Below are 24498 nucleotides of genomic sequence, written 5' to 3'. Positions count from 1 at the left end.
TTGCATAAGGAGCAAACACCACCATGAGCCAGATCCCCACCATCAAGCAAGTGCGCGCCTATACCCTGAAAGGGGGCGGCGCCGACTACCACGACCAGGCCGATGGCCACTGGATCGACGACCACATCGCCACGCCGATGGCCAAGTACCCCGAGTACCGCCAGAGCCGCCGCAGCTTTGGCATCAATGTGCTGGGCACCCTGGTCGTGGAAATCGAAGACAGCGCTGGCAACGTCGGCTTTGCCGTCACCACCGGCGGCGAGCCCGCTGCCTATATCGTCGAGAAGCACCTGGCGCGTTTTCTGGAAGGCGCCAAGGTCACCGACATCGAGCGCATCTGGGACCAGATGTACTGGTCCACCCTGTACTACGGCCGCAAGGGCATCGTGATCAACACCATCTCCGGGGTGGACCTGGCGCTGTGGGATTTGCTGGGCAAGGTGCGCGGCGAGCCGGTGCACCAGCTGCTGGGCGGCGCGGTGCGCGATGAGCTGCAGTTCTACGCCACCGGTGCGCGCCCCGATCTGGCGCAGAAGATGGGCTTTATCGGCGGCAAGATGCCCCTGCACCATGGGCCGGCCGAAGGCGAAGAAGGCCTGCGCCGCAACCTGGAGGAACTGGCCACGATGCGCGAGCGCGTGGGCCCGGACTTCTGGCTGATGCTCGACTGCTGGATGAGCCTGGACCTGAACTACGCCACGCGCCTGGCCCAAGGTGCGCAGGAGTATGGCCTCAAGTGGATCGAAGAGGCACTGCCGCCCGATGACTACTGGGGTTATGCCGCGCTGAAGAAGAACGTGCCCACCGGCATGCTGGTGACCACCGGCGAGCATGAGGCCACGCGCTGGGGCTTTCGCCAGCTGCTGGAGATGGGCTGCTGCGACATCATCCAGCCCGATGTTGGTTGGTGCGGCGGCATCACCGAGCTGCTCAAGATCTCGGCGCTGGCCGATGCCCACCAGGCGCTGGTGATTCCGCATGGCTCCAGCGTCTACAGCTACCACTTTGTGGCCACGCGCCACAACAGCCCCTTTGCCGAGTTCCTGATGATGGCCCCCAAGGCCGACGAGGTCGTGCCGATGTTCCACCCGCAGCTGCTGGGCGAACCGGTGCCGGTGCAGGGCCGCATGCGCCTGTCGGCACTGGACAAGCCCGGCTTTGGTGTGGAGCTGAACCCGGCCTGCGAACTGCACCGCCCCTATACCCATTGATCAGCCATTGATCAGCCATTGATGGGCCCGCGCCGACGGGCCACCCAGGAGACATCCTATGGATTTGCCATTGAACCCCTTCAAGGCCGCGCTGCGCCGCAGCGAGCCGCTCTACGGTATCTGGGCCGGCTTTGCCACGCCCTATGCGGCCGAGATCATTGCCACCACCGGCTATGACTGGATGCTGGTGGATGGCGAGCATGCGCCCAATACCGTGCCGACCCTGCTCGCGCAGCTGCAGGCGGTGGCGCCCTATGCCACGCACCCGGTGGTACGCGCTGTGCATGGCGATGCGGTGCTGATCAAGCAGCTGCTGGATGCCGGCGTGCAGACCCTGATGGTGCCGATGGTCGAGACGGCCGAGCAGGCCCGCGCGCTGGTGCAGGCCATGCGCTACCCGCCGCATGGCATCCGGGGTGTGGGCGGCGGCCTGACCCGCGCCACGCGCTGGGATGCGGTGCCCGACTACATCCGCACCGCACATGATCACCTCTGCCTGGTCGTGCAGATCGAGTCGCGCCTGGGCGTCGAGAACGCGGCCGAGATTGCCGCCGTCGACGGTGTCGACGCCGTCTTCATCGGCCCGGCGGACCTGTCCACCGGCATGGGCCATGCCGGCGATGCCAGCCAGCCGGAAGTGCAGGACTGCATACGCCGCACCATCGAGACCACCCTGGCCCATGGCAAAGCCTGCGGCATTCTGGCGCCGCGTGAAGAAGATGCCCGCCGCTACACCGAATGGGGCTGCCGTTTTGTGGCGGTGGCCATCGATATCAGCCTGATGCGCCAGGCCGCCGTGGCCAACCTGGCGCGCTACCGTGCGCCCACCCAGCCGGCCATTGTCTCTACCACCTACTGAGGACGACCCCATGCCCACCACCCCTGTTTTGCGCAACTACATGGCCGGTGCGTTCAGCGACAGCGCCGAGCTGCACGAGGTCCGCAACCCTGCCACCGGCGCGCTGCTGGCGCAGTCGCCGCTGTCCACCCAGGCCGATGTGGACCGCGCGATTGCTGCGGCGCGCGGCGCGCAAAAGGCCTGGGCGCGCCGCCCCGCGATTGAGCGTGCACAGTACCTGCGCCGCATTGCCGCCCGCCTGCGCGAGAACGTCGCGCGCATTGCGCGCACCATCACCGAAGAGCAGGGCAAGGTGCTGGGCCTGGCCGAGGTGGAGGTGAACTTCACGGCCGACTACCTGGACTACATGGCCGAATGGGCGCGCCGCATCGAAGGCGAAGTCATCAGCAGCGACCGGGCCAACGAGCAGATCTTTCTGCTGCGCAAGCCGATGGGCGTGGTGGCCGGGATCCTGCCCTGGAACTTCCCCTTCTTCCTGATCGCACGCAAGATGGCGCCGGCGCTGCTCACCGGCAACACCATCGTCATCAAGCCCAGCGAAGAGACCCCCATCAACTGCCAGGCCTTCACCGAGCTGCTGGCCCAGTGCGAGCTGCCGGCCGGCGTGTTCAACGTGGTCTATGGCCAGGGCGCTACCGGTGGTGCGCTGTCGGCCCATGCCGGGGTGGACATGATCAGCTTCACCGGCAGCGTAGGCACCGGCGAGCGCATTGCTGCAGCCGCTGCGCCGCATATCACCAAGCTCAACCTGGAGCTGGGTGGCAAGGCGCCCGCCATTGTGCTGGCCGATGCCGACCTGGACCTGGCCGTCAAGGCCATCCGTGATTCGCGCATCATCAACACCGGCCAGGTCTGCAACTGTGCCGAGCGCGTCTATGTGCAGCGCCAGGTGGCCGACGAGTTCACCGCACGCATCGCCAAGGCGATGGCCGCCACCCGCTATGGCGACCCGATTGCGCAGAGCGATGTGGAGATGGGCCCGCTGATCAACCAGAAGGGCCTGGACAGTGTGGACGCCAAGGTGCGCCGTGCGCTGGCCGAAGGTGCGCAGCTGGTGACCGGTGGCCAGGTGGCCGATCTGGGTGCCGGCTTCCACTACCAGCCCACGGTGCTGGCCGGCTGCCGCGCCGACATGGAGATCATGCGCAAGGAAATCTTCGGCCCTGTGCTGCCGATCCAGGTGGTCGAAGACCTGGACGAGGCGATTGCGCTGGCCAACGACTGCGAATATGGCCTCACGTCCTCGCTCTACACCCGCGACCTGTCCAAAGCCATGCAGGCGATGCGCGAGATCGACTTTGGCGAGACCTATATCAACCGCGAGAACTTCGAGGCGATGCAGGGCTTCCATGCCGGCGTGCGCAAGTCGGGTGTCGGCGGTGCCGATGGCAAACACGGGCTCTATGAGTACACCCATAGCCATGTGGTGTACCTGCAGTCCTGATGGAACGCTGACGCTGAGGTGTTGAGCCCCAGCTATCCGCCATGAAGAAGGCCGCCGACCCGGATGAGCCGGGTTGGCGGCCTTTTGTTGTTGGCATTGCGGCGATCAGGTCTTGGCGCTGAGCCCCTCCACCACCGCGCGCACCTGCTGCAGCACCTCGTCGGCCAGCGCAGGATCGGCCTTGACGACACCGCGCGAGATGGCCATGGCGCCCACCAGGGCGGCGACCAGGGTGCTGGCCAGTGCCTGGCGCTGCTGCGGGTCGGCGCTGGGTGGCAAGGCCGCCTCGATGCCGGCGCGCAACTCGGCAAAGCCGTCGCTGAAGCTGCGGCTCACGGCCTCGCTCTGGCGGCCGGCATCGCAGGCGGTGGAGACCAGCGGGCAGCCCCGCGTCATGTCATCGCGCACCTGGGGGTTGAGGTAGCTGTCCAGGTAGGTGGCCATCGCATGCGCGCTTTTTTCACTGGCCTGCCTGACCTTGCCAAAGCCTTGCCCAAACCCATAGGCCAGCGCCTGGGCAGCCAGCTCCTGCTTGTCGCTGAAATGCTTGTACAGCGCGCCTTGCGTCAGGCCCGCCTGCTGGCAGATATCAGCCACGCCCGTGCCATCGATACCGCGTTCCTTGAACAGTGCAGCGGCGGCATCCAGCAGTGCCTGGCGGTTCTGTTGCGCTTGTTCCTTGGTGACTTTCATCGCAAATACCCTGCTTGAACCTGTGCTTGACAGTTTTTGATTGTGATCGCTATCATTGTAGCCCCTCCGTCGATAAAGTCCAATAACATGCTCGCTTCCCGACTCGCCGTGCTGCTCCAGCGCCATGGCATCCATTACGCCTGGGTGATTGCCGCCATCACCTTCCTGGCCATGCTGGTCACCTCGGCGGCGCTGGGCCTGCCGGGGGTGCTGATGCAGCCGCTGGCCGTCGAGTTTGGCTGGAGCGTGCGCGATCTGTCCTCGGTGTTTGCCACCCGCTTTGCGCTGTATGGTCTGCTGGGGCCCTTCGCAGCCGTCATTTTGCTGCGTTATGGCGTGTCGCGTGTGGTGGCACTGGCTGCGGCGGTGATTGCCAGCGCCTTGCTGCTGGGGCTGTTCATGCACAGCCTGGGACAGGCCTTTGTGCTTTGGGGCATGGTGCTGGGCCTGGGCACGGGCCTCACGGCCATGGTGCTGGGCGCTACGGTGGCCAACCGCTGGTTTGTGCAGCGCAAGGGCCTGGTCATGGGTTTGCTGGCGGGCAGCAGTGCCACCGGCCAGCTGCTGTTCTTGCCGGCTGCTGCCTGGCTGATTGCGCAGTACGGCTGGCGCTGGGCCTTGCTGCCGGTGGTGGCGGCATCGGCCATCGTGCTGGTGCTGGTGCTGCTGTTCATGCGCGACAGCCCGGCCCAGATGCAGCTGGCGGCGTATGGCGCTGACCCGGCTGCAGCGCCTGCTGCCCCGGCACCCCGCGCCAGCTGGGGCCTGCCGTTCAGCACCTTGGCCGCTGCCGCGCGCGTGCCGGCCTTCTGGATTCTGGCGGGCACCTTCTTCATTTGCGGGCTCAGCACCAATGGGCTGATCCAGACCCACTTTGTCTCGCTCTGCGGTGACTATGGCCTGGGCCCGGTGCCGGCCGCCTCGGTGCTGGCGATGATGGGCATCTTTGACCTGGTGGGTACGACCTTGTCGGGCTATCTGTCGGACCGCTATGACAGCCGCAAGCTGCTGTTCTGGTACTACGGCCTGCGCGGGCTGTCGCTGTTCTGGCTGCCGTACTCCGAGTTCACCGTGGCCGGCCTGTCGTTGTTTGCGGTGTTCTATGGGCTGGACTGGATTGCCACCGTGCCGCCCACCGTCAAGCTGGTGGCCAGCGAGTTCGGGCCCGAGCGCGCAGCGCTGGTGTTTGGCTGGGTATTTGCCGCCCACCAGCTCGGTGCTGCGGTGGCCGCCTATGGCGCAGGCCTGGCGCGCTCGGTGCTGTCGTCGTACTCGCCCGCATTGTTTGTCGCAGGCGCTGCCTGCCTGGTGGCGGCAGCGGCGGTGCTGTGGGTGCGCAAGCCAGCGATGGCGATGCGCGCCGTGGGTTAATCCGCCCGCGCGCCCGAGCGTCTCACGATCTCGGCCCATTTCTTTTCTTCGCTGCGCATATAGGCCAGAAACTCCTGCGGGCTTGATCCGACGGGCTCGGCGCCCATGCGCTGGTACTGCGCGGCCACCTCGGGCTTGCGCAGGGCCTGCTGCGCAGCCTGGGCCAGTTTGCCCACGATCTCGGGCGGCGTGTTCTTGGGGGCCCAGAGGCCGTACCAGGTGCTGGTGGCGTAGTCGGCAATGCCCGACTCCTGCATCGTCGGAATCTGCGGCAGCGAGCTGGAGCGCTTGGCGGTGGTGACGGCCAGCGCCTTGAGCTTGCCCGAGGTGATAAAGGGCATGGCCGAGGGCATCGAATCGAACATCAGCTGGATCTGGCCGCCCATCAGATCGGTGAGCGCCGGCGAGCTGCCCTTGTAGGGCACATGCTGCATCGCGATGCCGGTCTTGAGCTTGAACAGCTCGCCCGAGAGGTGCTGCGACGAGGCATTGCCGGCCGAGCCAAAGTTGACCGTGCCCTTGCTCTTTTTCAGGTAGGCCACCAGCTCCTGCACGTTCGACACCGGCAGCTCGCTGTTGACCACCAGCACCAGCGGCACATCGACAATCTGCGTGATCGGCGCAAAATCGTTGAAGGAGTCATACGGCACCTTGTCGTAGACCGAGGGGTTGATCACCTGCAGCGAGGCATTGGCCAGCAAGGTGTAGCCATCAGGCTGGGCCTTGGCGACCTGGGCTGCGCCCACCATGCCGCTGGCACCGGGCTTGTTGTCGATGAAGATGGTCTGCTTGAGGCTCTCGCCCATCGAGATGGCGACCAGGCGCCCGACCAGGTCGGTGGGTCCGCCGGGTGGGTAGGGTATCACCATGCGGATGGTCGAGGCCGGGTAGTCGGCTGCCGATGCCGCGTTGGCGGCGGGCAGGCCGCTGCCCAGCAGCGCCAGGCCCAGGCCGGAATGCAGCAGCGATTGCAGGGCCTGGCGGCGCTGCGCTGAATGGCGTTGTCTCATGTCTTGTCTCCTTGTATTTGTAGCGCGACCTTGCCCAGCACCTCGCGGCTGTGCAGCGCATCCAGCGCATCGCAGAGCTGGTCCATGGCATACACCCGCGAGATGTCGGGATGGATGGCGTCGCGGTGGGCCATCTCAAACAGCGCGGCCATCATGGCCTGCATGGCGGCGGCATGGCGCTGGCGCTCGTTGGCGGGCGTCCAGCCGATGTACTGGCCATAGAAGAAGCCGTGGATCGTCAGGTTCTTGACCAGCGCAATATTCATCGGCACCTTCGGGATCGTGCCGCTGGCAAAGCCGATGATGACGATGCGCCCGTTCTGCGCGGTGCAGCGCAGCGCCTGCAGCAGCAGGTCGCCGCCCACCGGGTCAAACACCAGCGTCGCGCCTTTGCCGCCGGTCACCGCCTTGACCTGCTCGATCAGGTGCTGCGGATCGACGGCGTGCTGCGCGCCATGGCGCAAGGCTGCCTGGCGCTTGTCTTCGCTGCTGGCGCAGGCAATGACCTGCACGCCAGGCACCTGGGCGGCCAGCTCGACGGCCGCCGCGCCTACGCCAGAGCCGGCACCCAGCACCAGCAGGCTGTCGCCCGCCTGCAGCGCCGCACGCCAGTGCAAGGCGGTATAGGCCGTGCCGTAGGAGATCGGCAGCGCCAGCGCGCGCAGCGGATCCAGCCCTGCCGGTACGGCATACACGGTGCTGGCATGCACCTTGGCTTGCTGCGCATAAGCGCCCCAGTCGCAGATGAACACGACCGGGTCGCCCACCTGGACATGGCGCACAGCGCTGCCGCATTGCAGCACCCGGCCTACGCCTTCGGTACCGGGCACAAAGGGCAGCGGCGGGGTCTTTTGGTATTTGCCCTCGATCAGCAGGCCGGTGGCGTGGCTGACGGTGGCATGGCGCACGTCGATCAGCACCTCGTCGGCCGCCAGGGCGGTGGGGGGCTCGGTGGTCTGGACGGCGGTCACATCGCGGGGCAGGCCGAAGCTGCGGCAGACAATGGCTTTCATGGGTGCGGCTCCGTTCACAGGCCTACGACCTGACGGGCCGCCAGTGCGTCGATCTCGTCCGGTGCCAGGCCCAGGCTGCGCAGAATCTGCTGGCTGTCGGCACCAATGCGCGGCGCTGGCAGCGGTGCTTCGGGCTTGGCTGGCCAGGGGGTGGCGGCCATCAGCACCTCGCCAAAGCCGGGCTGCTGCACGGTCTTGAACGTGCCCAGGTGCCGGGCCTGCGGGTGCTGCACCACGTCGGCTGCGCCATGCACCACCGCATGCAGCACGCTGTGCTGGTGGAACAGCGCGCGCAGCTCGGCCAGCGATCGGTCTGCCACGGCAAGGGCCAGGTCGGCATGCAGCTGCGCCTTGTGCTGCAGCCGCAGCGCATTGCTGGCAAAGCGCGGGTCGCTGTCCCAGCTGGTCAGGTCCAGCGCCTTGCCGATGCGCAGAAACTGCTCGTTGTTCAGCGCCAGAATCGTCAAACGGCCATCGGCCGCATCAAAGATGCCATTGGGCGCGCTGACGGCCGCCTTGACGGTCTGGCCGCCCAGCACCTCTTCAGACAGTGCCGTCGATTGCAGCGCGCAGCAGACGTTGAACAGGTTCAGCTCCACATGCTGGCCCTTGCCCGTCTTCAGGCGCTGCAGCAGCGCAGCGGTGCAGGCCTGCGCGGCATAAACACCGGTGGCAATGTCTGCCAGCAAGAAGCCGATGCGCTGCGGCGCGCCTTGGGCATCGCGGTTGCTGTTCATCAGGCCGGTGTCGGCCTGCATCACCGAGTCAGTCGCCGGGTTGTCGGCAAAAGGGCCGTCCGCGCCATAGCCGCTGATCGACACATAGACCGGCTCCAGCCCCAGCGCCTGCAGCGCGGCAAAGTCCAGGCCCAGGCGCTCCACTACCTGCGGGCGAAAGTTCTGCACCACCACATCGGCATCACGCGCCAGCTGCAGGATCAGCGCCTTGCCGTCGGGGTGCTTCGCATCGACCGCCAGGCTTTGCTTGCCGGCGTTGTAGGTGCTGGACAAGGTGCTGTGGCCATTGCGGGCCACGCCCACATGGCGGCCCCAGTCGCCCTGGGCAGGTTCGACCTTGATGACCTCGGCGCCCTGGTGGGCGAGCAGCTGGGCGCAGTAGGGGCCGGCCACGCCCTGGCTCAAATCCAGGACCTTGAAACCGGCGAGCGGGGTAAACCCCAGTGTTGACTCTGGCGTCACGTATTGTCTCCTTGCATGGCCCGGGCTAGGCGACACCCGCCCGGACGTTTGTTGTGAGACCCATGTTAAAAACGCGAAGCCGCTTTGGGAACTGCCAAAGCACAGCCATCAGTGGTGATTCAAAATCAACAATCAAAAGGGGATGCCGGCCATGGACCTGAACCTGGTGCGTTTGTTTGTGGCGATTGCCGAGTCGCGCAACCTGAGCGATGCGGCCCAGCGCTCAGGCGTGACGCGCTCGAATGTGTCGCGCCGGCTGGCGCTGCTGGAAAAGCAGTTTGGCGCGCAGCTGCTGCGCCGTACCACCCGGCATATGGAGTTGACCCAGGCCGGCCGCATCCTGCATGGCCAATGCCTGCAGGCCCTCAATGCGCTGCAAAGCGCCCAGCTGCAGATCGACCAGATCCACCAGACCATCAGCGGCGAGATCCGCGTGCGCATTCCCACCGGCCTGGGGCATTTCCATCTCAAGCCGCTGATCCTCGACTTCTGCCAGGCGCATCCCGATCTGCTGCTGCGCCTGGTGATCAACGACCAGATCCATGACCTGGTGGCCTCCAAGGTGGACCTGGCGATCCACATCACCTCGGCGCCGCTGGAAGACCATGTCGCCACCCGCGTCTGCGGCATCGAATGGGGGCTGTTTGCTACCCCGGCCTATCTGCAGACCCTGGGCCTGGCGCTGCAAACCCCGCAGGACATCAAGCACGCCCGGCTGCTGGCGCCCCTCAACATCCACCACCGGCTGGAGTTTTGGCGGCATAGCGATGGTGTGCATGAACTGGTGCAGAGCACGCCGTCGATCCAGTCGGGCGACTACCAGTTCCTGTTCAACGCTGCGATGGCGGACCTGGGTGTGGTGCTGCTGCCCTACTACGCGGTGCGTGAGGCCATGGCCCGGCGCAGCCTGGTGCAGGTGCTGGATGCTTTTGGCGTCAAGGGCGTGGGCGATGCGCTCTATGTGGTGCGCGCGCCCAACCGACAGCCTTCGGCGGCCACCCTGGCGCTGATCGAGTTGCTGGTCTCGTCGATCCAGAAGATGGCGCCGGGCTGGCGCCTGGGCACGGAGATGGCAGGCGCCAGGCTGTGATCTTGGCGCGGTGTTTCTAGATGCCCGCCGCCAGGCTGTAGACCGTCAAACCGCCATCTTCGCGGTCGCGCATCAGCAGGCCGGCCTGGGCCATCTCCTTGGCCACGCAGTAGATGGTGGCCGCTGGCAGGGGCGCGCCGCTCAGGGCCAGGTGGGAGGAGATATCGGCGCACTTGACCCGCGAGCGGCCGAGCTGGACGATGGCCTCCAGCACCCGCAGCCGGGCCGGCGTGGGCCGTATGCGCACATGGCGGCTGCGCTTGAACCAGTGGGCAGCAGGCAGGGCCGGCGCTGCCTTGCGGGGTGCGTGGTCATCATTCATGGGCGCATGCTGGCATGCCAGTTTGGAGGCGGTTTGTCGAAGTGTGGCAATTTGTGTCAATGCCCAGTTGCTGATCCGCCCAGCTACCACACAGCAGCACCGCGCAGCAGGCCAGCAGTGCTGCTGCCGTGCCGCGCCGGGGCGCATAGCTCAAGATCAGCACCAGGCACCACGCCGCCACGCTGAGCCAGCCCAGCCAGGCGACCGCACCCACTGCTGCGCCCGAGGCCGCCATGCAGCGCTGCAGCGCCAGGGCCAACAGCAGGCATGCCGCCAGGCGCAAGGCCCAGCGCAAGGGGCCGCCAGGTTCGCCCCGGCGCAGGATCTGTTCGCAGTGGCGGTCCATGGCCTGGCTCAGCAGCAGCATGGCTGGCAGGCACAGTGCCAGCGGCAAGGCGATGGTGCTGATCTGGGTGAGGTGGCTGAAGGCGTTCATCCGCAGCACTCCAGCAGCGCGCGCAAGCTGGCCAGCAGCAGCGCGGCAGCGGCAAACTGCAGCGCCAGCCGGGCCAGTCGCTGCACATGAAAGGCCCACAGCAGCAGCCCGGTGTACAGCACAAAACCCAGCAGGGTGCTGAGCAGTACCGCATGCGCCGGCGCGAGCAGGCCCGCCAGCACCAGGGCTTGCGCCAGCACTGCGCAGCCCAGGCCGGTGAGCAGGTAGCCACCACCAGCCGCCAGGCTGATGCGCAAGCCCAGCCGCATGGCATGACGCCAGGGCTGTGGAGCAGTGACCACTTTGGCAGGGGCGTTCATGCGCGTGCTCCTTGGCGGGGCCCGGGCCGGGCGGCGCGGGTGGGGGGCGTGGTGTGTGTTGAAAGCCGGTGGCGCCAGGCGCCCCAGGCGGCGAGCAGGCCCAGCGCGATGCTGGTCAGCTCCACCCCGGCGCGTAGGCCATCGGCCTGGGCCAGGTAGAGCAGCAGGTGCTGGCCCGTGGTGGCGGCGTTGAGCAGCGGCAGGGCCATGCACAGCAAAGCCAGGGCGCAGAGCTGCTCCTGCCAGGCCGAGCGCGCGGGGCGCAGCAGCGCATGCAAGAGGCTCAGAGCCCACAGCGCAAAAAACAGCCGTATCTCGGCACTGGCCCGGGCCTCGATGGCCAGTGGCAGCAGGCGGTTGCCGTAGAGGTAGCCGATGGAGGCCAGCGAGGTGCCGGCCAGCGCTGCGATGTTCAGCGCATCGATGCAGCGGTAGACGGCAGGTGTGGCCCGGCCCCAGCCATGGTCGCTGCGGGTTCGGCGTTTGCTGGCAAACAGCAGCAGGCCTGTAGCCACCATGGCGGTGCCGGCCAGCCCGCAGACAAAGTACAGCCATTTCATGGTCCAGCCGCCAAAGCGGGCCATGTGCAGCGCCTCGATGACCCGGTGCACATCGCGGGCGCTGGCGGCTGGCTCGGACCGAGGCGGCGCCTGCAGCACCTCACCGGTGTCGGCAGCGATGCTGACATGCTCGGCAAGGTTATGCATGCGCCTGGAATCGGCGCTATCCGCCAGCTGTGCCGTAAAGCGGTGGCTGGCCGGGCCTTGCGGCGGGTGCTGCAACGCAATGGATGCCACTGGCTGGCGCAGCAGCGACTGCGCCAGTTGCAGCTGCTGGGCCAGCTGGGGGCCGGCTGGTGGCAGATCCGGGCGCGCGGCCTGTGTGCCCGCGTTCAGATCGGTTTGGTAGCGGCTGTAGGCCTGGCGGTCTTCGCCATAGAGCGACTGCAGCGCATGCGGCATGTAGCTGGTGTAGAAGTAGGCCAGCCCGGTGTAGACGATCATGAACAGAAAGGGCAGGGTCAGCACGGCCGAGGCGTTGTGCGCATCCAGCCAGGAGCGCTGGCCCTTGCCGGGGCGAAAGCAGAAAAAATCCTGAAAAATGCGCCGGTGCACGATGAGGCCCGAGACCAGCGCCGCCATCATGCCCATGGACACCACACCCACCACCCAAAAGCCCGCCAGGCCGCCTTGCAGCGAGTAGTGGAAGGACATGAAGTGCCGACCACCTTCGGTCTGGCGGATGGGTGGCAGCGCCTGGGGTGCGCCGCTGGCCGGGTCGAGTGCAGCCTGCAGCACGCCGTCCGGCCCGCGTGCAGACAGCTGCAGGGCATCGCCCGCGCGGGCCGGCAGATCGATCTGCCACTGCCGGGCTTGCGGCGCCCTTTGCTGCAGATAGTCCTCAGCCGTGTGCAGGGCCTGCAGCCGGTCCTGCAAGCCCAGCGCGGCGCCAGGTGGCCCGTTGGCAGGCGCTGCCTGCATCCAGCGCGTGATGGGCTCGCGGAACACGCTCAAGGTGCCGGTCACAAAGATGGCGCAGAGCAGCCAGCCGCAGACCAGGCCACCCCAGGTGTGCAGCCAGGACATGGTCTGGCGCCAACCTGGCTGGCGCGCCGTACCGGGGACGGTACCGGGCATTTAGAAGCTGCCGCGCAAGGTCAGCTTGACGCTGCGGGGCTCGCCATACCAGTTGCCGCTGCCCGAGCTCCCCACGGTCTTGTAGTAGGTCTTGTCGAACAGGTTGTTCAGGTTGAACGTGGCCGACCAGTGGCGGTCGATGCGGTACTGCAGGCTGGCGTTCCAGACCGCGTAGCCGGCCTGGGTGAACTTGTAGGGCACGCCTTCGCTGTCGAACTTGCCGGTGGCCGGGTTGTAAGGGTAGGCGGTGCCGCTGGCATAGGTGGTGCTTTGCACGGTCACGCCACTGCCCACCGTCCAGCGCGAGAAGTCGCCGGGCAGCTGGTAGCTGCTCCAGAGCTTGAGCAGGTGCTTGGGGGTGATGGTGCTGTAGACCAGCTGCTCGGCATCACTCTTGTTGCGGTTGTGGTTGTAGGTATAGCCGGCAAACAGCTGCCAGCCGCGCGCCAGCTGGCCCGAGATCTCCATGTCCACCCCCTGGCTGACGATCTTGCCCTGGGCGATGTAGCAGCAGCTCAGACCCAGATCGCCCACATCGGTGTCGGGGTAGCGCGGGTCGCGCGCGGCCTCGCCGGTGCGCTCGATGCGGTAGAGCGCAAAGGCGGTGTTGAGCTTGCCGCCGGCCAGCTCGCCCTTGACACCCAGCTCGAAGTTGCGCCCCTTGATGGGATCGAGCGGCGTGCCCGGCAGCGGGCCTTGCAGGCTGCTGGCCTGGGATTTGTGGATCTCGGAGACGCTGCCATACGCCGTCCAGCGGTTGTCCAGGTCATAGACCAGGCCGGCATAGGGCGTGAGGATGCCGCTTTCCTGGTAGTAGATTTTGCCGCTGGAGCGCAGCGAGCCATCGGCGTTGTAGTTGAAGTAGGGCGTGACGTTGGAGTAGCTGGCATAGCGCCCGCCTACGATGGCGGTGAGCTTGTCGGTCAGGCTCAGGTTGACGCGGCCATACAGGCCTTTTTGCGTGGCGCCATAGCCGGGGTAGCTGCGGCTCTTGCGCTCGCTGACCGCATGCGGAATCTTGTCGGGATCAAAGCCATAGACATTGGTGAGCGACTCGTCCGTCTCCATCTCGGAGTAGTAGGTGTCCTGGTCATCGCGGATCTTGGCCCAGTCGGCGCCCAGCAGCAGCTGGTGGCTGCGGCCCAGCAGCGAGAAGGGGCCGCTGATATTCAGGTCCACGCTCTTCTTGTCCGAGCGGAAGTCATTGGAGAAGCCGGTCCAGCTTGCGCCCAGGCCGGTAGCGGGATCGACGGCGCCACTCAGGCTGGCCAGGCGGCTGTCGCTGTCCACCTTCTGGTAATTGAGCTGAGCCTTGGCTTTCCAGCCGCCAGCCAGCTGCTGGTAGAGCTGGGCAAACAGCTCCTTGGCGCTTTTGTCGTAGTGGCTCCAGCCGGCCATCAGTGCGGTGTTGCGCGGCAGGTGCAGATCATCGCCATTGGGGGCGCGCGGAATGCCTTCGCGCCAGGGTGTGGCACTGAGCTTGTCGTAGCTGGCGCCCAAGCTGAGCTTGGTGTCGCGGCTGAGATCGGCTTCGACAATGCCGTAGAGCAGGCTGTTCTTGGAATCGGCACTGCGGTAGAAAAAATCCTTGTCGGTATGGGCCAGCACCGCACGGCCGCGCACGCTGCCATCGCTGTTCAAGGGGCCGGCCACATCCAGCTCCAGCTGCTTGCGGTTCCAGCTGCCCAGGCTGGCCGAGGCCTGGATCTGGCGCTGGGCTGTGGGACGCTTGCGCACCAGGTTGATGGCGCCACCGGGCTCGCCATTGCCGCTGAACAGGCCATTGGCGCCGCGCACGATCTGCACGCTGTCGTACATCGCCAGGTTGGGGTCAAACAGCTGCTGGCTGAAGGCATCGACGCTGGCGCCATCGATCTGCACATTGCCAATCTCAAAGCCACGCGAGAGAAAACGCGTGGCCTGACCGCCCAGGCCGCCGGCACCGGCGTAGTCCACCGTCACGCCGGTGGCCTGCTGCATCACCTCACCAACCGTGCTCAGTGCCTGGTCCTCGATCAGCTGGTGGGTCATCACGGTGATGGACTGCGGTGTCTCGCGCACATCCTGGCCCTTGCCCAGCGACACGCGCCTGCTGGTGTAGGAGCCACTGCCTTCGGTGGCCTCCGTGCGCTCGGCCTGGGCGGTAACCAGCACCTCCTGCAAGGTGTGGGAAGCGATGCTGCGCCGCTGCACGGTGATGGCCGCGCCGGCGGGCATGGCCTCCAGATCGCTGCCGGCCAGCACCTGGGCCAGCGCCGCTTGCAGGCTGAGGCTGCCTTGCAGCGCTGGTGCCTGGCGTCCTTGCACCAGGGCGGCATCCACCGAAATGGCCACGCCCCAGGTGCGTGCCAGTGCATTGAGTGCCTGGCCCAGCGGCTGCGCTCGCATGTTCAGGCTCTGGGTGGCTGCCATGGCCGTCTGGGCGGCTGCCGGCTGCGCATGCACCGGGCCGGGCAAGGCAAGCAGGGCCAGCGAGCCGGCACAGGCCAGGCTGCAGGCCAGCGCGATGACAGGCTGGCGGCGTTGGGCAGTGGCCGGCGCTGCGGAGCGGCGGGACGGGCTGCAGGGAAGTGGCAGATCTCGGGACATGCGTATGCTTTCTAGGGTGTTGTCCCAGTGAAGACGTAGCAGCGGCGATATACCGGACAAAAATTTCGAGAGAGGTGGGTGGCAGGCTGTTTGGCGCTGTTCATCCACGCGCACGGCAACCCGACTAGCGGCGGCGAATCAGGCTGCTGCCATCGGGCAGGCGCTCCACCCGCACGGGCAGCGAGCGCGGCAGGCTGGCGACAAAGATGGCCGGGTCGCGCAGCTTGAAGCTGCCGGTCAGGTGCAGCGACTGCAGGCCGCCGGCAGTATCGAGCTGCAGCGGGCGCTCCAGGTAGTCGTTCCAGCGGCTCAGTACCTCCGGCAGCGGCGTGTGGTCAAACACCAGCCAGCCATCGCGCCAGGCGCCCACATCCTGGCGGTTGACGCTGCTGGTGTGCAGCGCGCCTTGCGCATCCAGGCGCGCGGCCTCGCCGGCGGCCAGCACCACATCGGCGGCCTGGCTGGCATCGCTGTCCAGGCCCCAGACGGCAACGCGGCCCTGGGCCACGCTGACCTGCAGGCCGGATGGGCGCAGTGCCACCGAGAACACGGTGCCCAGCACCTGCACCCTGCCCAGCGGTGTTTGCACTTCCAAGGGGCGCTGGGCATCGTGCACCACATCCAGGCGTATCTCGCCGCGCGCCAGCTGCAGCACGCGGCGGTCGCGGTACAGCACGGCCTCTACGGACGTGGAGGGCGCCAGATCCAGGTGCGAGCCATCGGGCAGGTTCTGGGCCAGCATCTGGCCATGGCCGGTATGCAGCGCCATGCGTGCCAGCGGCTGCTGCCAGTACCAACGCCCACCCAGGCCCAGCAGGCTGACCAGCCCCGCCGTGCCCAGCAGCGACAGGCTGCGGCGGCGCTGCTGGCGGCTGCGCTCGGCCTGGCTGGCGGGCAGCGCAAAGTCGGCTTGCAGCGCATGGGCTTCGGTCGCGCCCCAACCTTGCAGCGCGCGCTGGGCGGCGGCTTCGTGTTCGGCCGACTGGGCCCGCCAGCGTGCAAAGGTCTGGCTGGCGGTCTCGGCGGTGGCGGCATCGCCCGCGTGCTGGCGGGCGATCAGCAGCAAGGCGTATTCCAGATGTTTGCGGTGGGGGTCTGCCCCGGTGCTGGCCGCTGCCATCAGGTGTCCAGCCCCATGCAGTCGCAGACGGCGCGCACCACATGCTTTTCCACCGAGGCGATGCTGATGTCCATGTGCGCGGCCGCTTCGGCATGGCTGAAGCCATAGATGCGCACCAGTACAAACACCTCGCGGCGCTTGCGCGGCATGGCAGTGAGGCGGCGCACCAGCAGCTCCAGCTGCTGGCGGCTGGCGATGACGCGCTCGGTGGACGGGGCGTCGTCAGCCGCCACCAGCGCCAGGGTTTGCAGCAGCTGGGCATCGACCTGGCGGCGCCGGGCTTCGTCGATGACGATGTTCTTGCCGGTGCGAAACAGCAGTGCCCGCAGGTCTCTGACGGCTACTTCGCGCGCCTGCAGTGCCAAAACACGGGCATAGCTTTCCTGCACGACATCGGCCGCCGCCTGCCGGTCATTGAGCGAGCGGGAGAAGAAGTTCAGCAGTTCTGCGTAATAGCTCGCAAGCACGAGAGGACACCTTGGCCATGGGGCTGCAGAAAGGGGCCCCAACAATGCGCCCGGCAATGGTGCGGGACAGGGGCTGGCTTGCAGCGAAGGCGCGATCTTATCAAAAAATAGAAATGAATCTCATTTCCAATAAGACGACCCAGGATGTGGTGGGTCAGGTCCAAAGGTTCCAGAAGGGGGAAGGCGGGGGCGCTGCGCCTGCGCACCCCGATCATCGGTTAAGCGCTTAGCCGATGCGCTGGCCGCGCGAACGCATGCGCCAGGCGCCGAGGCCGCCGGTCAGCAAGGTCAGCAGTACCAGGCTCCATTGCTGCAGGCTGGGAACAGGTTCCACGCTGGTGGGCACAGGCGGGGGTGGTGGGGGCACAGGCGGGTTGGTGGTGGCAACGGTGGCGGAGGCGATGCAAGGCTGCGCGGTGTTGCCTGTGCATTGCGCATTGGCTTCGCCCACCGCCAACGAGGCTGTGTTGACCAGGCTGGCAGGGGGCTGCGCGCTGACGGTGGTGGCCAGCTCGATCGTGACACTGTCACCGGCGGCAAGCGATGCGACCGTCACATCCACTGCACCGGTGCCGCTGGCGGGCACGCAAGGAGCGGCGCCGCTGCTGGTACAGGTCCAGCTGGCGTTGTCCAGGCCGGCGGGCAGCGGGTCGGTGATATGGGCCTGGGTGACGGGCACCTGGCCTGCATTGAGTGCCGTGATCGTGTAGTTCACCGGCTGGCCGGCATACACCGCAGCACTTGCCTGCGCCGTCTTGCTCAGTTGCAGCAAGGCGTTGGGCCACAGATCCACCGCTGCCGATGCGCTGCAGGGCTTGGCCTGGGTCTGCGCGCTGGTTGGGTTGTAGCACAGCCACTCGGCATTGCTGGCTGCCACGCCGGCAGTGTTGAGGACCTGGTCCATGCGGGTGGCGATGCTGCCCACCGTGGCGACCACGGTGTAGACCAGGCTGGCGTTGGCGCGCATGCTGGCGATGGTCTGGCTCAGCACACCGCCTGCCGCGAGGCTGCCGCTGGCTTGTGGGCAGACCGCAAGGCTGCCGACCGGTGACTGGCAGCTCCAGGTGGCCGACGCAAATCCGGCAGGCAACGTGTCATTGAGTGCAACGCCGGTCAGCTCGGCTGCTCCTTCGTTCTTGACCGTCACGGTGTAGGTGGCCGTTTGCCCCGGGTAGAGCGGGCCGGTGGCGTCCACCGTCTTGGTCACACTGAGCAGCGGGCTGGTGGCCACCGATGCCGAGGCGCTGCAAGGCGTTGGAAAGCCTTCACGGGCATCGCAGCTGAGGGTGCTGGTGGCAGGCGGCTCGATGGTGGCGGTGTTGGTGATGACCGTGGCGCCTGCGGGCAGCGGGTTGCTGTAGCGCGAGTTGACGCGGAACACCAGTGCGCTGCCTGCCGGCAGGGCCGGCAGGACGGTATCGAGCGGAAAGACGCCGCTCGCAGGCACGGGGCACACGGCAGCGCTGCCCGCGGGGCGGCTGCAGCTCCAGGTGCTGGCCGCTGTCTGCAGGCCATCGGGCAGGGTATCGCGCAGGCGGGTGCCACTGGCGTCGCGCGTGCTGGCATTGGTCACCGTGATGTCGTAGAACACCGGGCTATTGGCGCTGGCCAGGCCGGTGTAGGCGCTGCCGTCGCTATTGACCGCTTTTTTGGCCACCGACAGCGGCGGCGAGCAAGAGGCGGTGCCGCTCGACTGCACCAGCAGACCCGAGGGGTCTCCCTGGTTGCCGACGACGACGTAGATGGTGTTGGTGCCGGTCTTCCAGCCATTATTGAGAACAACCGGCACATTGCCTGCAGCCGTGAAACCACCGACGCCCAGAATGGCGCCATTGTTGGTGTAATCGAAGACGGTGTCGTTCACCAAAACGCGTTTGACCTGGTTGTCCACATACAGACTCAAACTCAGGTTGAAACTGTCCGGGTCCACGGCTGGATCCATCGTGAAGCGGTATTGGTAGACGTAGTAGCTTCGGCCATACTGCACCCCGATCCACTGGGCGTTGCCAAACGGCGATTGCACCCAGGCGCCATTGCCGGCACCGGGGCGGTCGACCGGGCCTTGGGCATAGCTCAGCGCTGCAGCGGCGGCAGGTGTGGTGATATCGCCAGGTGCCGGGGCGATGGACCAGTGCGCATCCAGACTCCCCAGCGGGAGCTTGGGGCTGTTGATGCTGTAGCCGTTGCTGCCGTCAATCCCGGTATTGAATATGGCGGGGTCCGTGCTGCATGACACAACCGGCACCGTTTGCGCCTGGACCGCCAAGGGGTTGAGAAGTGCTGCGACCGCACATCCCAGGCCCAGAGAATGGGCCATCGATATTCTGAAGCCGTTCATTGCATTCCTATTTGAAATAAATTTATTCAATATGGATATGCATCGTAGTAGGGCGAAATCGCAGCGAAAACAGGGCAATGTCAAACATCTTCATGCGGGCGCATGGTTGACATTTTTTATGAAAAGACTTGCTTCAGTTGAAGCGATTGACGGCGCTCAAGATGTGGGCTGCAACGACACCGCAGCCACACCGCAGCGCGGGGCGCAGGTGCGGGGAGGCGGTGGTGCCAGCTGCCACTGAAGGCACTGCCTTTTTGGGGAAAGAAGAATCATTATCAATTATGATCTTGCGGTTGTTCGCGTTCCTCACCGGGTTGCCCATGCCACAGCCTCCGCTCCACACCGAGGTGGAAACCATCTTTCGCCAGCACCACGCATGGCTGCGCGGGCGCTTGATGCTGCGCGCATCCAGCCACAGCGAGGCCGAGGATGTGGCGTCGGAAACCTTTTTGCAGTTGACGGAAAAAGGGAGCGCGGCTGAAGGCGAGACGCTCGATATCCACCATCCGCGTGCCTTTTTGTCGACGGTGGCCAAACGCATCCTCATCAAGCTCTGGCAGCGCCAGGATCTGGAAGCCGCTTACGAGGACACGCTGCGCCATCTGCCCGAGGCGGTGGCGCTGTCCCCCGAAAGCCATGCGATGCTGGTCGAGGTCATCTGCCAGATCGACCGGGCGCTGGCTGCGCTGCCGCTGCCGGTCAAGACGGTATTTCTGCTGTCGCGGCTGGAGGGCATGCGCTACCCCGACATTGCCGCGCACATGGGCATCTCGCTGGCCACTGTCGAGCGCCATATGCGGCGGGCCCTGCTGCAATGCGTACGCAGCGTGCCATGAGCGCCACCCCACTCCCCAGCCCCGCACTGCACGCCGCCGTCGACTGGCTGGTGCGCCATGAGGCCGAAACGATGAGCGCGGCCGACCACCAGGCTTTTGCGCGCTGGCTGCAGCAGGACGCGCAGCACCAGGCCGCATGGGAGCGTGTGCGCGCGGCATTGGCCGAACCGCTGACCGCCGTCCGCCATCTGCAGGCCCATACCCAGGGCCTGCATGCACAGGCGGCCATGCAGGCGCTGGTCCGGACCCGCCGCCGCCGGGTCCTGCGCGGCGCGCTGGCGTTGAGCGGGCTCGGCGTGGCCACCGCACTGGTCGCAGACCGGCTGGCGCCGTTGGGCGAGCTGATGGCTGATTGGCGCACCGGCACCGGTGAGCGCCGTGAATTCATGCTGGCCGATGGCACCAGCGTGTTGCTGGATGCCCGCTCCGCCGTCGATGTGCACGATGCGGCCGGCGTGACCGTGCTGCAGCTGCGGGCCGGGGCCCTGATCGCCACGCGCGCCGTTGCAGGCGCGTCCCCGTTGCAGATCCACACCCGCGATGGCGTGGCACTGCTCGATGCCGGCCGCGTGATGGGCAGGTTGTATGCGGACCGGACGGAAATGGTGGCGCTGGACCAGGGGCTGACCCTGCGGCCCCGTGAGGCAGCGCAGACGCTGCTGCATGCCGGGGAGGGTGCGCGTTTCACTGCCCATCGGCTCCAGGCGCTGGGCGGCCATGCGGTGCAGCGCGCCGCATGGCAGCAGGGCATGCTCGCCGTCGATGACTGGCCGCTGGCCGATGTGGCCCAGGCGCTGCAGGCCTATTTTTCTGGCTATATCCGCGTGGCCCCTGCGGTGGCGGAGCTGCGGGTGTTTGGCATCTTCCGGCTGGATGTGGATGCGCTGCTGACCACGCTCAGCCAGATGCTGCCGCTGCAGATCCAGCGCTGGGGGCCGTTGATCCGCATTGGCGAGAAGGTCTGACGCGCAGATCGCGGCCAACCCCGATGCGGTGCCTGGTGCAAATAGATGAGGGGTTTTTTAGTCTCGGCGCACTGGTTAAACAGTACCCAGCGAAAAGGAACTTCTGCCGTGACGACTTCCCCTCTCCAGCGCCGCCATGACGGCGCCCCATTGACCGTGCGCAGCTGCGCCGCACACTCGCCCCTCCATGCGCTGGCCCTGGCTGCCGTGCTGGCCTGCACGCTGGCGCCTGCCACCAGCCGGGCGGACGATGCACCCCAGGCCGCTGCGGTGCAGCTCGACATTCCGGCGGGCAGCCTGGCCGATACGCTGACCCGCATTGGCCAGCAGACCGGGCGCAGCATCGTTGCCGACCCCGCCGTACTGCAAGGCCAGCGCAGTGCCGCTATCCAGGGCAGTTGGACGGCGGAGCAGGCGGTGCGCAAGGCGCTGGAGGGATCGGCGCTGCAGGTGCAGACGCTGACCGGTGGGGCGCTGCAGGTCCGCATGCCAGCGGCCCCTCAGCCTCCAGTGGCAGGCACTGCACCGGCAGCGGAGGTTGTTGCGCCAGCCGGCGCCGTAGCTGCAGCCGCTGAGGCCAGCCACCAGCTGCCCGTCGTGGTGGTGACCGACCAGCGCTCCGACAGCTCGCTGATGCAGCCGACCCGCCAGGTCACGGTGATCGAAGGGGAGGAGCTGGACGACCTGCGCGCCACCTCGGCCAACCTGAACAGCCTGCTGGCCAAGAGCGTGCCGGGCATGGCGGACTCCAGCCGCAATCTGAGTGATTTCGGCATGACCCTGCGCGGCAGAAATGTGCTGGTGCTGGTCGATGGCATCCCGCTCAACACCAACCGCGACACGGCGCGCAACCTGGTCAATGTGGAGATGAGCCGCATCGAGCGGGTCGAGGTGTTGCGCGGCAGCAATGCCATCTATGGCAGCGGTGCGACAGGGGGCGTGATATCGGTCACCACCCGCCCGGTGGGGGGCAAGCCGGTGGCGCGTACCACGGTGGGTTTTGACAGTTCGCTCTCGCGCCTGAGTGGTGACGGCCTGGGCGGCCAGGTGCAGCACTATCTGTCGGGGGCCGGCGATGTTGTCGATTACGAGGTCGATATCTCGGCACGCCGCATCGGTGGTGCCTTTGACGGCCACGGCGACCGTATCGCGCCGGATGCCAGCCAGGGCGATCTGTTCGACTCGAACACTTATAGCCTGGGCGGCAAGATCGGCTTTCGCATCGATGGGGACCAGCGCATCCAGCTGGCGGCCAGCCACCTGCGTGCGCACCAGAAGTCGGACTATGCCAACGACCCCAGCGTCAACCAGGCGCCATTGGGTTCGGTGGCGGCCCGCGCCATCCGGGTGCTGAAACTGGCGGACCAGAACCAGGTGGAAAACACCTTGCTGAGCGCCAGCTACGAACACAAGGACCTGGGGGGCAGCTCCCTGAGTGCGATGGTCTATGGCCGTGACAACTACGTGCGCTTTGCGCCCTTCGATGCCCGCAGCAATAGCAACCGGGGCAATTTTGTCGACCAGGTGATGCAGAACAACAAGGTGTTCGGCAGCCGCCTGACCATCACCACGCCGATCGGCGAAGACAAGACCACCAAGCTGGTCTGGGGCGCGGACTACATCCAGGAGCGCAGCAACATGCCGCTCGATACGTTTGACGCCGCTGTCTATGACGCCAGTGGCGGTCTGGTGTTCCAGCCCACCGGTCAGCGCATCTACATGCCCTGGGTCACCGTCAAAAGCGCGGGCGCCTTTGGTCAGCTGCAGCACAAGTTCAGCGACCAGTGGTCCGCCGAAGGCGGCTTGCGCTATGAGAAATCGCAGGCCAGTTTTGACGATTTTCAGCCACTGTCGCAGTCGCGCCTGCCCAACCCGGCCACGGTGGCGGGCGGCAAGGTCTCCTACGACGCGGTGCTCTACAACCTCGGTCTGGCCTTCAAACCCTGGAAGAACCACGAGTTCTACACCTCGTTCAGCCAGGGCTTTGACCTGCCCGATGTGGGCCTGCAGCTGCGCAATGCCGGGGCCAAGTTCGATATCAATGCCTCCGAGCTGGAACCGGTCAAGACCGACAACTATGAAATCGGCTGGCGCGGCAGCTTCGGCGACTCCATGGCAACATTGGCGCTGTTCCATTCGCGCTCGGACCTGGGCGCCGTGCAGTCCTTCAACAACGGCCTGCACCTGACGCGCACGCGCGAACGCATTCGCGGTGTCGAGCTGACCGCAGACCACTATGCCGACCATTGGTCCACCGGCGGCACCGTCACCTGGATGCAGGGCCGCGAGACGCCCCCAGGCGCCAGCAGCGATCAGCGCATGACAGGCTACCGCATCCCGCCGCTGAAGATCACCGGCTATGTGCAGTACAACCCCAGCGGCCGCTGGAGCCTGCGCACCCAGTTCAACTGGTTTGGCGCACGCGACTACCGCCTGGCCGATGGCAAGACCCAGTTCGCCCGGGCCGATGTCAAAAGCTACTACAGCGTCGATGTGGTGGGCCGCTACCAGTTCGACAACAAGAACCAGCTGACCATCGGGGTGCAGAACCTCTTCAACCGCTACTACCTGCCGCTCTACAGCCAGCTGATGCGCAGCGGCAAGAACGACAGCCGCCTGCCGGCAGCCGGTGCGACCTTGACGGCGAGCTATACGCACAACTGGTGATTTGGGCGGGAGTGGCTGGAGCCGCTAACGAAAAAGCACCCTCGGTGGGGTGCTTTTGCTGTTCTGGCGGAAGCTCAGGGAGCCATAGAGCCAATAGGCATGCGGATTGCAGGGGGTTTTGGAACTCTATAGGCCTAGGTATAGGCCAACGATTGAGAGGCTCGCCAGTGCTTGATTTTTGGCGGAAAACTGTCTTTTGGATCACTTCAAATCACCGGCCGCAAGCAGTGAATAGCTGTTAGTGCGCACTTCGGGGACTTCGAAAATACTGTATAAATAAACAGTGTTACAGGAGGCCATCATGAAGCTTGAGAAACAGTACTTTTGGAAGATCCAGGTCTTTGGGAAGTGGAAGACAACCCGATTCCGCTGCACTGAAGAACACATCAAAGACGAACACCCAGAAGCGATATGCATACCTGGTTCGCTTGTTGAGCTGTCGGTGCCGGAGACAGAAGAAGAGATGTGGGAGCGGTACCGGACAAGCTCGACCGGCAACGCGCTGATGAACCACCTACCGTCTATTTCGCAGACTGAGCCACCCGAAGCACCGCCGACGCATGGCTTGAAATCCTCGACCGGCATACCCGCTGACCTGCTTGCATCGCTGGAAAAAGAGATACCTTTCTAGTCGGCGCGGCGCCGTTGTTCCCACATTACGAAACCCGACGTTTCCCGACACTTAAACCGGGGGTAAAAATGCCCCGCCAGGCCCCGCCAGTGCTGGAAAGCGGCATGGTCGGCGGTGCCGACGATTGCGACCTATTAAGCAAGCGGGCGCGGCGGGGTCTCGACCGCGCGCAGCGGGGGTATGCAGGGGGTGGGCGGGCAGGGCGGCCGGGGGCGGGGGTGCCCCTGGGGGGCCGTGCGTGGGCCAGGGGCTGCGCCTGCGGGCCGCTGTGGGGCTGCGT

Annotated in this window: 22 protein-coding genes; 10 read left to right on the top strand and 12 right to left on the bottom strand. The window is 66.1% G+C overall.

Annotation, left to right across the window (positions count from 1 at the left end; translation table 11 throughout):
- Positions 1–23: 23 nt before the first annotated feature.
- The 3 genes from rhmD to aldA are packed head-to-tail and all read left to right on the top strand — an operon-like array spanning position 24 to position 3514.
- Positions 24–1211 (top strand): L-rhamnonate dehydratase, encoded by a 1188-nt coding sequence (gene rhmD / locus ACCQ08_RS10170; RefSeq protein WP_239810863.1) that lies wholly within the window; start codon positions 24–26, stop codon positions 1209–1211.
- 58 nt (positions 1212–1269) lie between these two features.
- The gene (locus tag ACCQ08_RS10165; RefSeq protein WP_373449723.1) at positions 1270–2070 is read left to right on the top strand and encodes an HpcH/HpaI aldolase/citrate lyase family protein; all 801 of its coding nucleotides are present in this window, start codon (positions 1270–1272) and stop codon (positions 2068–2070) included.
- Positions 2071–2080: 10 nt separating this feature from the next.
- On the top strand, positions 2081–3514 hold the full coding sequence (aldA, locus tag ACCQ08_RS10160; protein WP_373449722.1) for an aldehyde dehydrogenase: 1434 nt from the start codon (positions 2081–2083) through the stop codon (positions 3512–3514).
- Between the two features lie 105 nt (positions 3515–3619).
- On the opposite strand, the gene ACCQ08_RS10155 is transcribed toward aldA, so the two are convergent.
- Positions 3620–4207 (bottom strand): TetR/AcrR family transcriptional regulator, encoded by a 588-nt coding sequence (locus tag ACCQ08_RS10155; RefSeq protein WP_373449721.1) that lies wholly within the window; start codon positions 4205–4207, stop codon positions 3620–3622.
- An 87-nt stretch (positions 4208–4294) separates the two neighbouring features.
- Between ACCQ08_RS10155 and ACCQ08_RS10150 the strand changes: the two genes are divergently transcribed.
- On the top strand, positions 4295–5578 hold the full coding sequence (locus ACCQ08_RS10150) for an MFS transporter (RefSeq protein ID WP_312416270.1): 1284 nt from the start codon (positions 4295–4297) through the stop codon (positions 5576–5578).
- On the opposite strand, the gene ACCQ08_RS10145 is transcribed toward ACCQ08_RS10150, so the two are convergent.
- The 3 genes from ACCQ08_RS10145 to ACCQ08_RS10135 are packed head-to-tail and all read right to left on the bottom strand — an operon-like array spanning position 5575 to position 8800.
- On the bottom strand, positions 5575–6588 hold the full coding sequence (locus tag ACCQ08_RS10145) for a Bug family tripartite tricarboxylate transporter substrate binding protein (protein ID WP_373449720.1): 1014 nt from the start codon (positions 6586–6588) through the stop codon (positions 5575–5577). The genes ACCQ08_RS10150 and ACCQ08_RS10145 overlap by 4 nt on opposite strands.
- A complete protein-coding gene (locus tag ACCQ08_RS10140; RefSeq protein ID WP_312416265.1) occupies positions 6585–7601 on the bottom strand; it encodes an NADPH:quinone oxidoreductase family protein in 1017 nt (338 codons plus the stop codon). The genes ACCQ08_RS10145 and ACCQ08_RS10140 overlap by 4 nt, the downstream gene beginning before the upstream one ends.
- A 14-nt stretch (positions 7602–7615) precedes the next feature.
- Positions 7616–8800: a CaiB/BaiF CoA transferase family protein gene (locus tag ACCQ08_RS10135; RefSeq protein ID WP_369460468.1), complete on the bottom strand. Its 1185-nt coding sequence runs from the start codon at positions 8798–8800 to the stop codon at positions 7616–7618.
- Between the two features lie 151 nt (positions 8801–8951).
- Between ACCQ08_RS10135 and ACCQ08_RS10130 the strand changes: the two genes are divergently transcribed.
- Complete coding sequence (locus ACCQ08_RS10130) at positions 8952–9890, top strand: LysR family transcriptional regulator (RefSeq protein WP_373449719.1); 939 nt, start codon at positions 8952–8954, stop codon at positions 9888–9890.
- A gap of 16 nt (positions 9891–9906) precedes the next feature.
- Here the strand turns inward: ACCQ08_RS10130 and ACCQ08_RS10125 are convergent, their stop codons facing one another.
- The 8 genes from ACCQ08_RS10125 to ACCQ08_RS10090 all read right to left on the bottom strand — a co-directional run bounded on the left by ACCQ08_RS10125 (position 9907) and on the right by ACCQ08_RS10090 (position 19017).
- Positions 9907–10212: a hypothetical protein gene (locus ACCQ08_RS10125; RefSeq protein ID WP_239810872.1), complete on the bottom strand. Its 306-nt coding sequence runs from the start codon at positions 10210–10212 to the stop codon at positions 9907–9909.
- Complete coding sequence (locus ACCQ08_RS10120) at positions 10205–10648, bottom strand: DUF3325 domain-containing protein (RefSeq protein ID WP_373449718.1); 444 nt, start codon at positions 10646–10648, stop codon at positions 10205–10207. The genes ACCQ08_RS10125 and ACCQ08_RS10120 overlap by 8 nt, the downstream gene beginning before the upstream one ends.
- Positions 10645–10968: a hypothetical protein gene (locus ACCQ08_RS10115; RefSeq protein WP_239810874.1), complete on the bottom strand. Its 324-nt coding sequence runs from the start codon at positions 10966–10968 to the stop codon at positions 10645–10647. Before ACCQ08_RS10115 ends, ACCQ08_RS10120 begins: the two co-directional genes overlap by 4 nt.
- On the bottom strand, positions 10965–12605 hold the full coding sequence (locus tag ACCQ08_RS10110) for a PepSY-associated TM helix domain-containing protein (protein WP_373449717.1): 1641 nt from the start codon (positions 12603–12605) through the stop codon (positions 10965–10967). The genes ACCQ08_RS10115 and ACCQ08_RS10110 overlap by 4 nt, the downstream gene beginning before the upstream one ends.
- Positions 12606–15194, bottom strand: a complete 2589-nt coding sequence (locus tag ACCQ08_RS10105) for a TonB-dependent siderophore receptor (protein ID WP_373449716.1) — start codon at positions 15192–15194, stop codon at positions 12606–12608. It abuts the gene before it with no gap.
- A 124-nt stretch (positions 15195–15318) separates the two neighbouring features.
- Complete coding sequence (locus tag ACCQ08_RS10100; protein WP_373449715.1) at positions 15319–16314, bottom strand: FecR family protein; 996 nt, start codon at positions 16312–16314, stop codon at positions 15319–15321.
- Positions 16314–16781: a sigma-70 family RNA polymerase sigma factor gene (locus ACCQ08_RS10095; RefSeq protein WP_373449714.1), complete on the bottom strand. Its 468-nt coding sequence runs from the start codon at positions 16779–16781 to the stop codon at positions 16314–16316. Before ACCQ08_RS10095 ends, ACCQ08_RS10100 begins: the two co-directional genes overlap by 1 nt.
- Positions 16782–17007: 226 nt before the next feature.
- Complete coding sequence (locus ACCQ08_RS10090; RefSeq protein ID WP_373449713.1) at positions 17008–19017, bottom strand: IPTL-CTERM sorting domain-containing protein; 2010 nt, start codon at positions 19015–19017, stop codon at positions 17008–17010.
- Between ACCQ08_RS10090 and ACCQ08_RS10085 the strand changes: the two genes are divergently transcribed.
- From ACCQ08_RS10085 to ACCQ08_RS10065, 5 genes are all read left to right on the top strand, one after another.
- A complete protein-coding gene (locus ACCQ08_RS10085) occupies positions 19004–19360 on the top strand; it encodes a hypothetical protein (RefSeq protein WP_373449712.1) in 357 nt (118 codons plus the stop codon). The genes ACCQ08_RS10090 and ACCQ08_RS10085 overlap by 14 nt on opposite strands.
- Before the next feature lie 79 nt (positions 19361–19439).
- Entirely contained in the window at positions 19440–19955 is a 516-nt protein-coding gene (locus ACCQ08_RS10080) for a sigma-70 family RNA polymerase sigma factor (RefSeq protein WP_373449711.1), read from the top strand.
- Positions 19952–20920 (top strand): FecR domain-containing protein, encoded by a 969-nt coding sequence (locus ACCQ08_RS10075; RefSeq protein ID WP_373449710.1) that lies wholly within the window; start codon positions 19952–19954, stop codon positions 20918–20920. The genes ACCQ08_RS10080 and ACCQ08_RS10075 overlap by 4 nt, the downstream gene beginning before the upstream one ends.
- A gap of 108 nt (positions 20921–21028) precedes the next feature.
- Positions 21029–23587: a TonB-dependent siderophore receptor gene (locus ACCQ08_RS10070; RefSeq protein WP_373449709.1), complete on the top strand. Its 2559-nt coding sequence runs from the start codon at positions 21029–21031 to the stop codon at positions 23585–23587.
- Positions 23588–23888: 301 nt separating this feature from the next.
- Positions 23889–24218 (top strand): hypothetical protein, encoded by a 330-nt coding sequence (locus tag ACCQ08_RS10065; RefSeq protein WP_373449708.1) that lies wholly within the window; start codon positions 23889–23891, stop codon positions 24216–24218.
- Positions 24219–24498: the final 280 nt, after the last annotated feature.

Origin of the sequence: Comamonas sp. SY3 (assembly GCF_041730275.1) — a bacterium.
Lineage (GTDB): Bacteria > Pseudomonadota > Gammaproteobacteria > Burkholderiales > Burkholderiaceae_C > Comamonas > Comamonas sediminis.
The sequence above is the reverse complement of the archived record's forward strand: the minus strand, read 5'-3'. Positions and strand labels throughout refer to the sequence as shown.

Bases quoted from the DNA above. Each gene is read 5' to 3' on its own strand.
- ACCQ08_RS10100 (WP_373449715.1), bottom strand. From the start codon at position 16,314: ATGGCAGCGGCCAGCACCGGGGCAGACCCCCACCGCAAACATCTGGAA.
- ACCQ08_RS10130 (WP_373449719.1), top strand. From the start codon at position 8,952: ATGGACCTGAACCTGGTGCGTTTGTTTGTGGCGATTGCCGAGTCGCGC.
- ACCQ08_RS10115 (WP_239810874.1), bottom strand. From the start codon at position 10,968: ATGAACGCCCCTGCCAAAGTGGTCACTGCTCCACAGCCCTGGCGTCAT.
- aldA (WP_373449722.1), top strand. From the start codon at position 2,081: ATGCCCACCACCCCTGTTTTGCGCAACTACATGGCCGGTGCGTTCAGC.
- ACCQ08_RS10155 (WP_373449721.1), bottom strand. From the start codon at position 4,207: ATGAAAGTCACCAAGGAACAAGCGCAACAGAACCGCCAGGCACTGCTG.
- ACCQ08_RS10110 (WP_373449717.1), bottom strand. From the start codon at position 12,605: ATGCCCGGTACCGTCCCCGGTACGGCGCGCCAGCCAGGTTGGCGCCAG.
- ACCQ08_RS10075 (WP_373449710.1), top strand. From the start codon at position 19,952: ATGAGCGCCACCCCACTCCCCAGCCCCGCACTGCACGCCGCCGTCGAC.
- ACCQ08_RS10145 (WP_373449720.1), bottom strand. From the start codon at position 6,588: ATGAGACAACGCCATTCAGCGCAGCGCCGCCAGGCCCTGCAATCGCTG.
- ACCQ08_RS10080 (WP_373449711.1), top strand. From the start codon at position 19,440: ATGCCACAGCCTCCGCTCCACACCGAGGTGGAAACCATCTTTCGCCAG.
- ACCQ08_RS10150 (WP_312416270.1), top strand. From the start codon at position 4,295: ATGCTCGCTTCCCGACTCGCCGTGCTGCTCCAGCGCCATGGCATCCAT.
- rhmD (WP_239810863.1), top strand. From the start codon at position 24: ATGAGCCAGATCCCCACCATCAAGCAAGTGCGCGCCTATACCCTGAAA.
- ACCQ08_RS10065 (WP_373449708.1), top strand. From the start codon at position 23,889: ATGAAGCTTGAGAAACAGTACTTTTGGAAGATCCAGGTCTTTGGGAAG.
- ACCQ08_RS10165 (WP_373449723.1), top strand. From the start codon at position 1,270: ATGGATTTGCCATTGAACCCCTTCAAGGCCGCGCTGCGCCGCAGCGAG.
- ACCQ08_RS10105 (WP_373449716.1), bottom strand. From the start codon at position 15,194: ATGTCCCGAGATCTGCCACTTCCCTGCAGCCCGTCCCGCCGCTCCGCA.
- ACCQ08_RS10140 (WP_312416265.1), bottom strand. From the start codon at position 7,601: ATGAAAGCCATTGTCTGCCGCAGCTTCGGCCTGCCCCGCGATGTGACC.
- ACCQ08_RS10120 (WP_373449718.1), bottom strand. From the start codon at position 10,648: ATGAACGCCTTCAGCCACCTCACCCAGATCAGCACCATCGCCTTGCCG.
- ACCQ08_RS10125 (WP_239810872.1), bottom strand. From the start codon at position 10,212: ATGAATGATGACCACGCACCCCGCAAGGCAGCGCCGGCCCTGCCTGCT.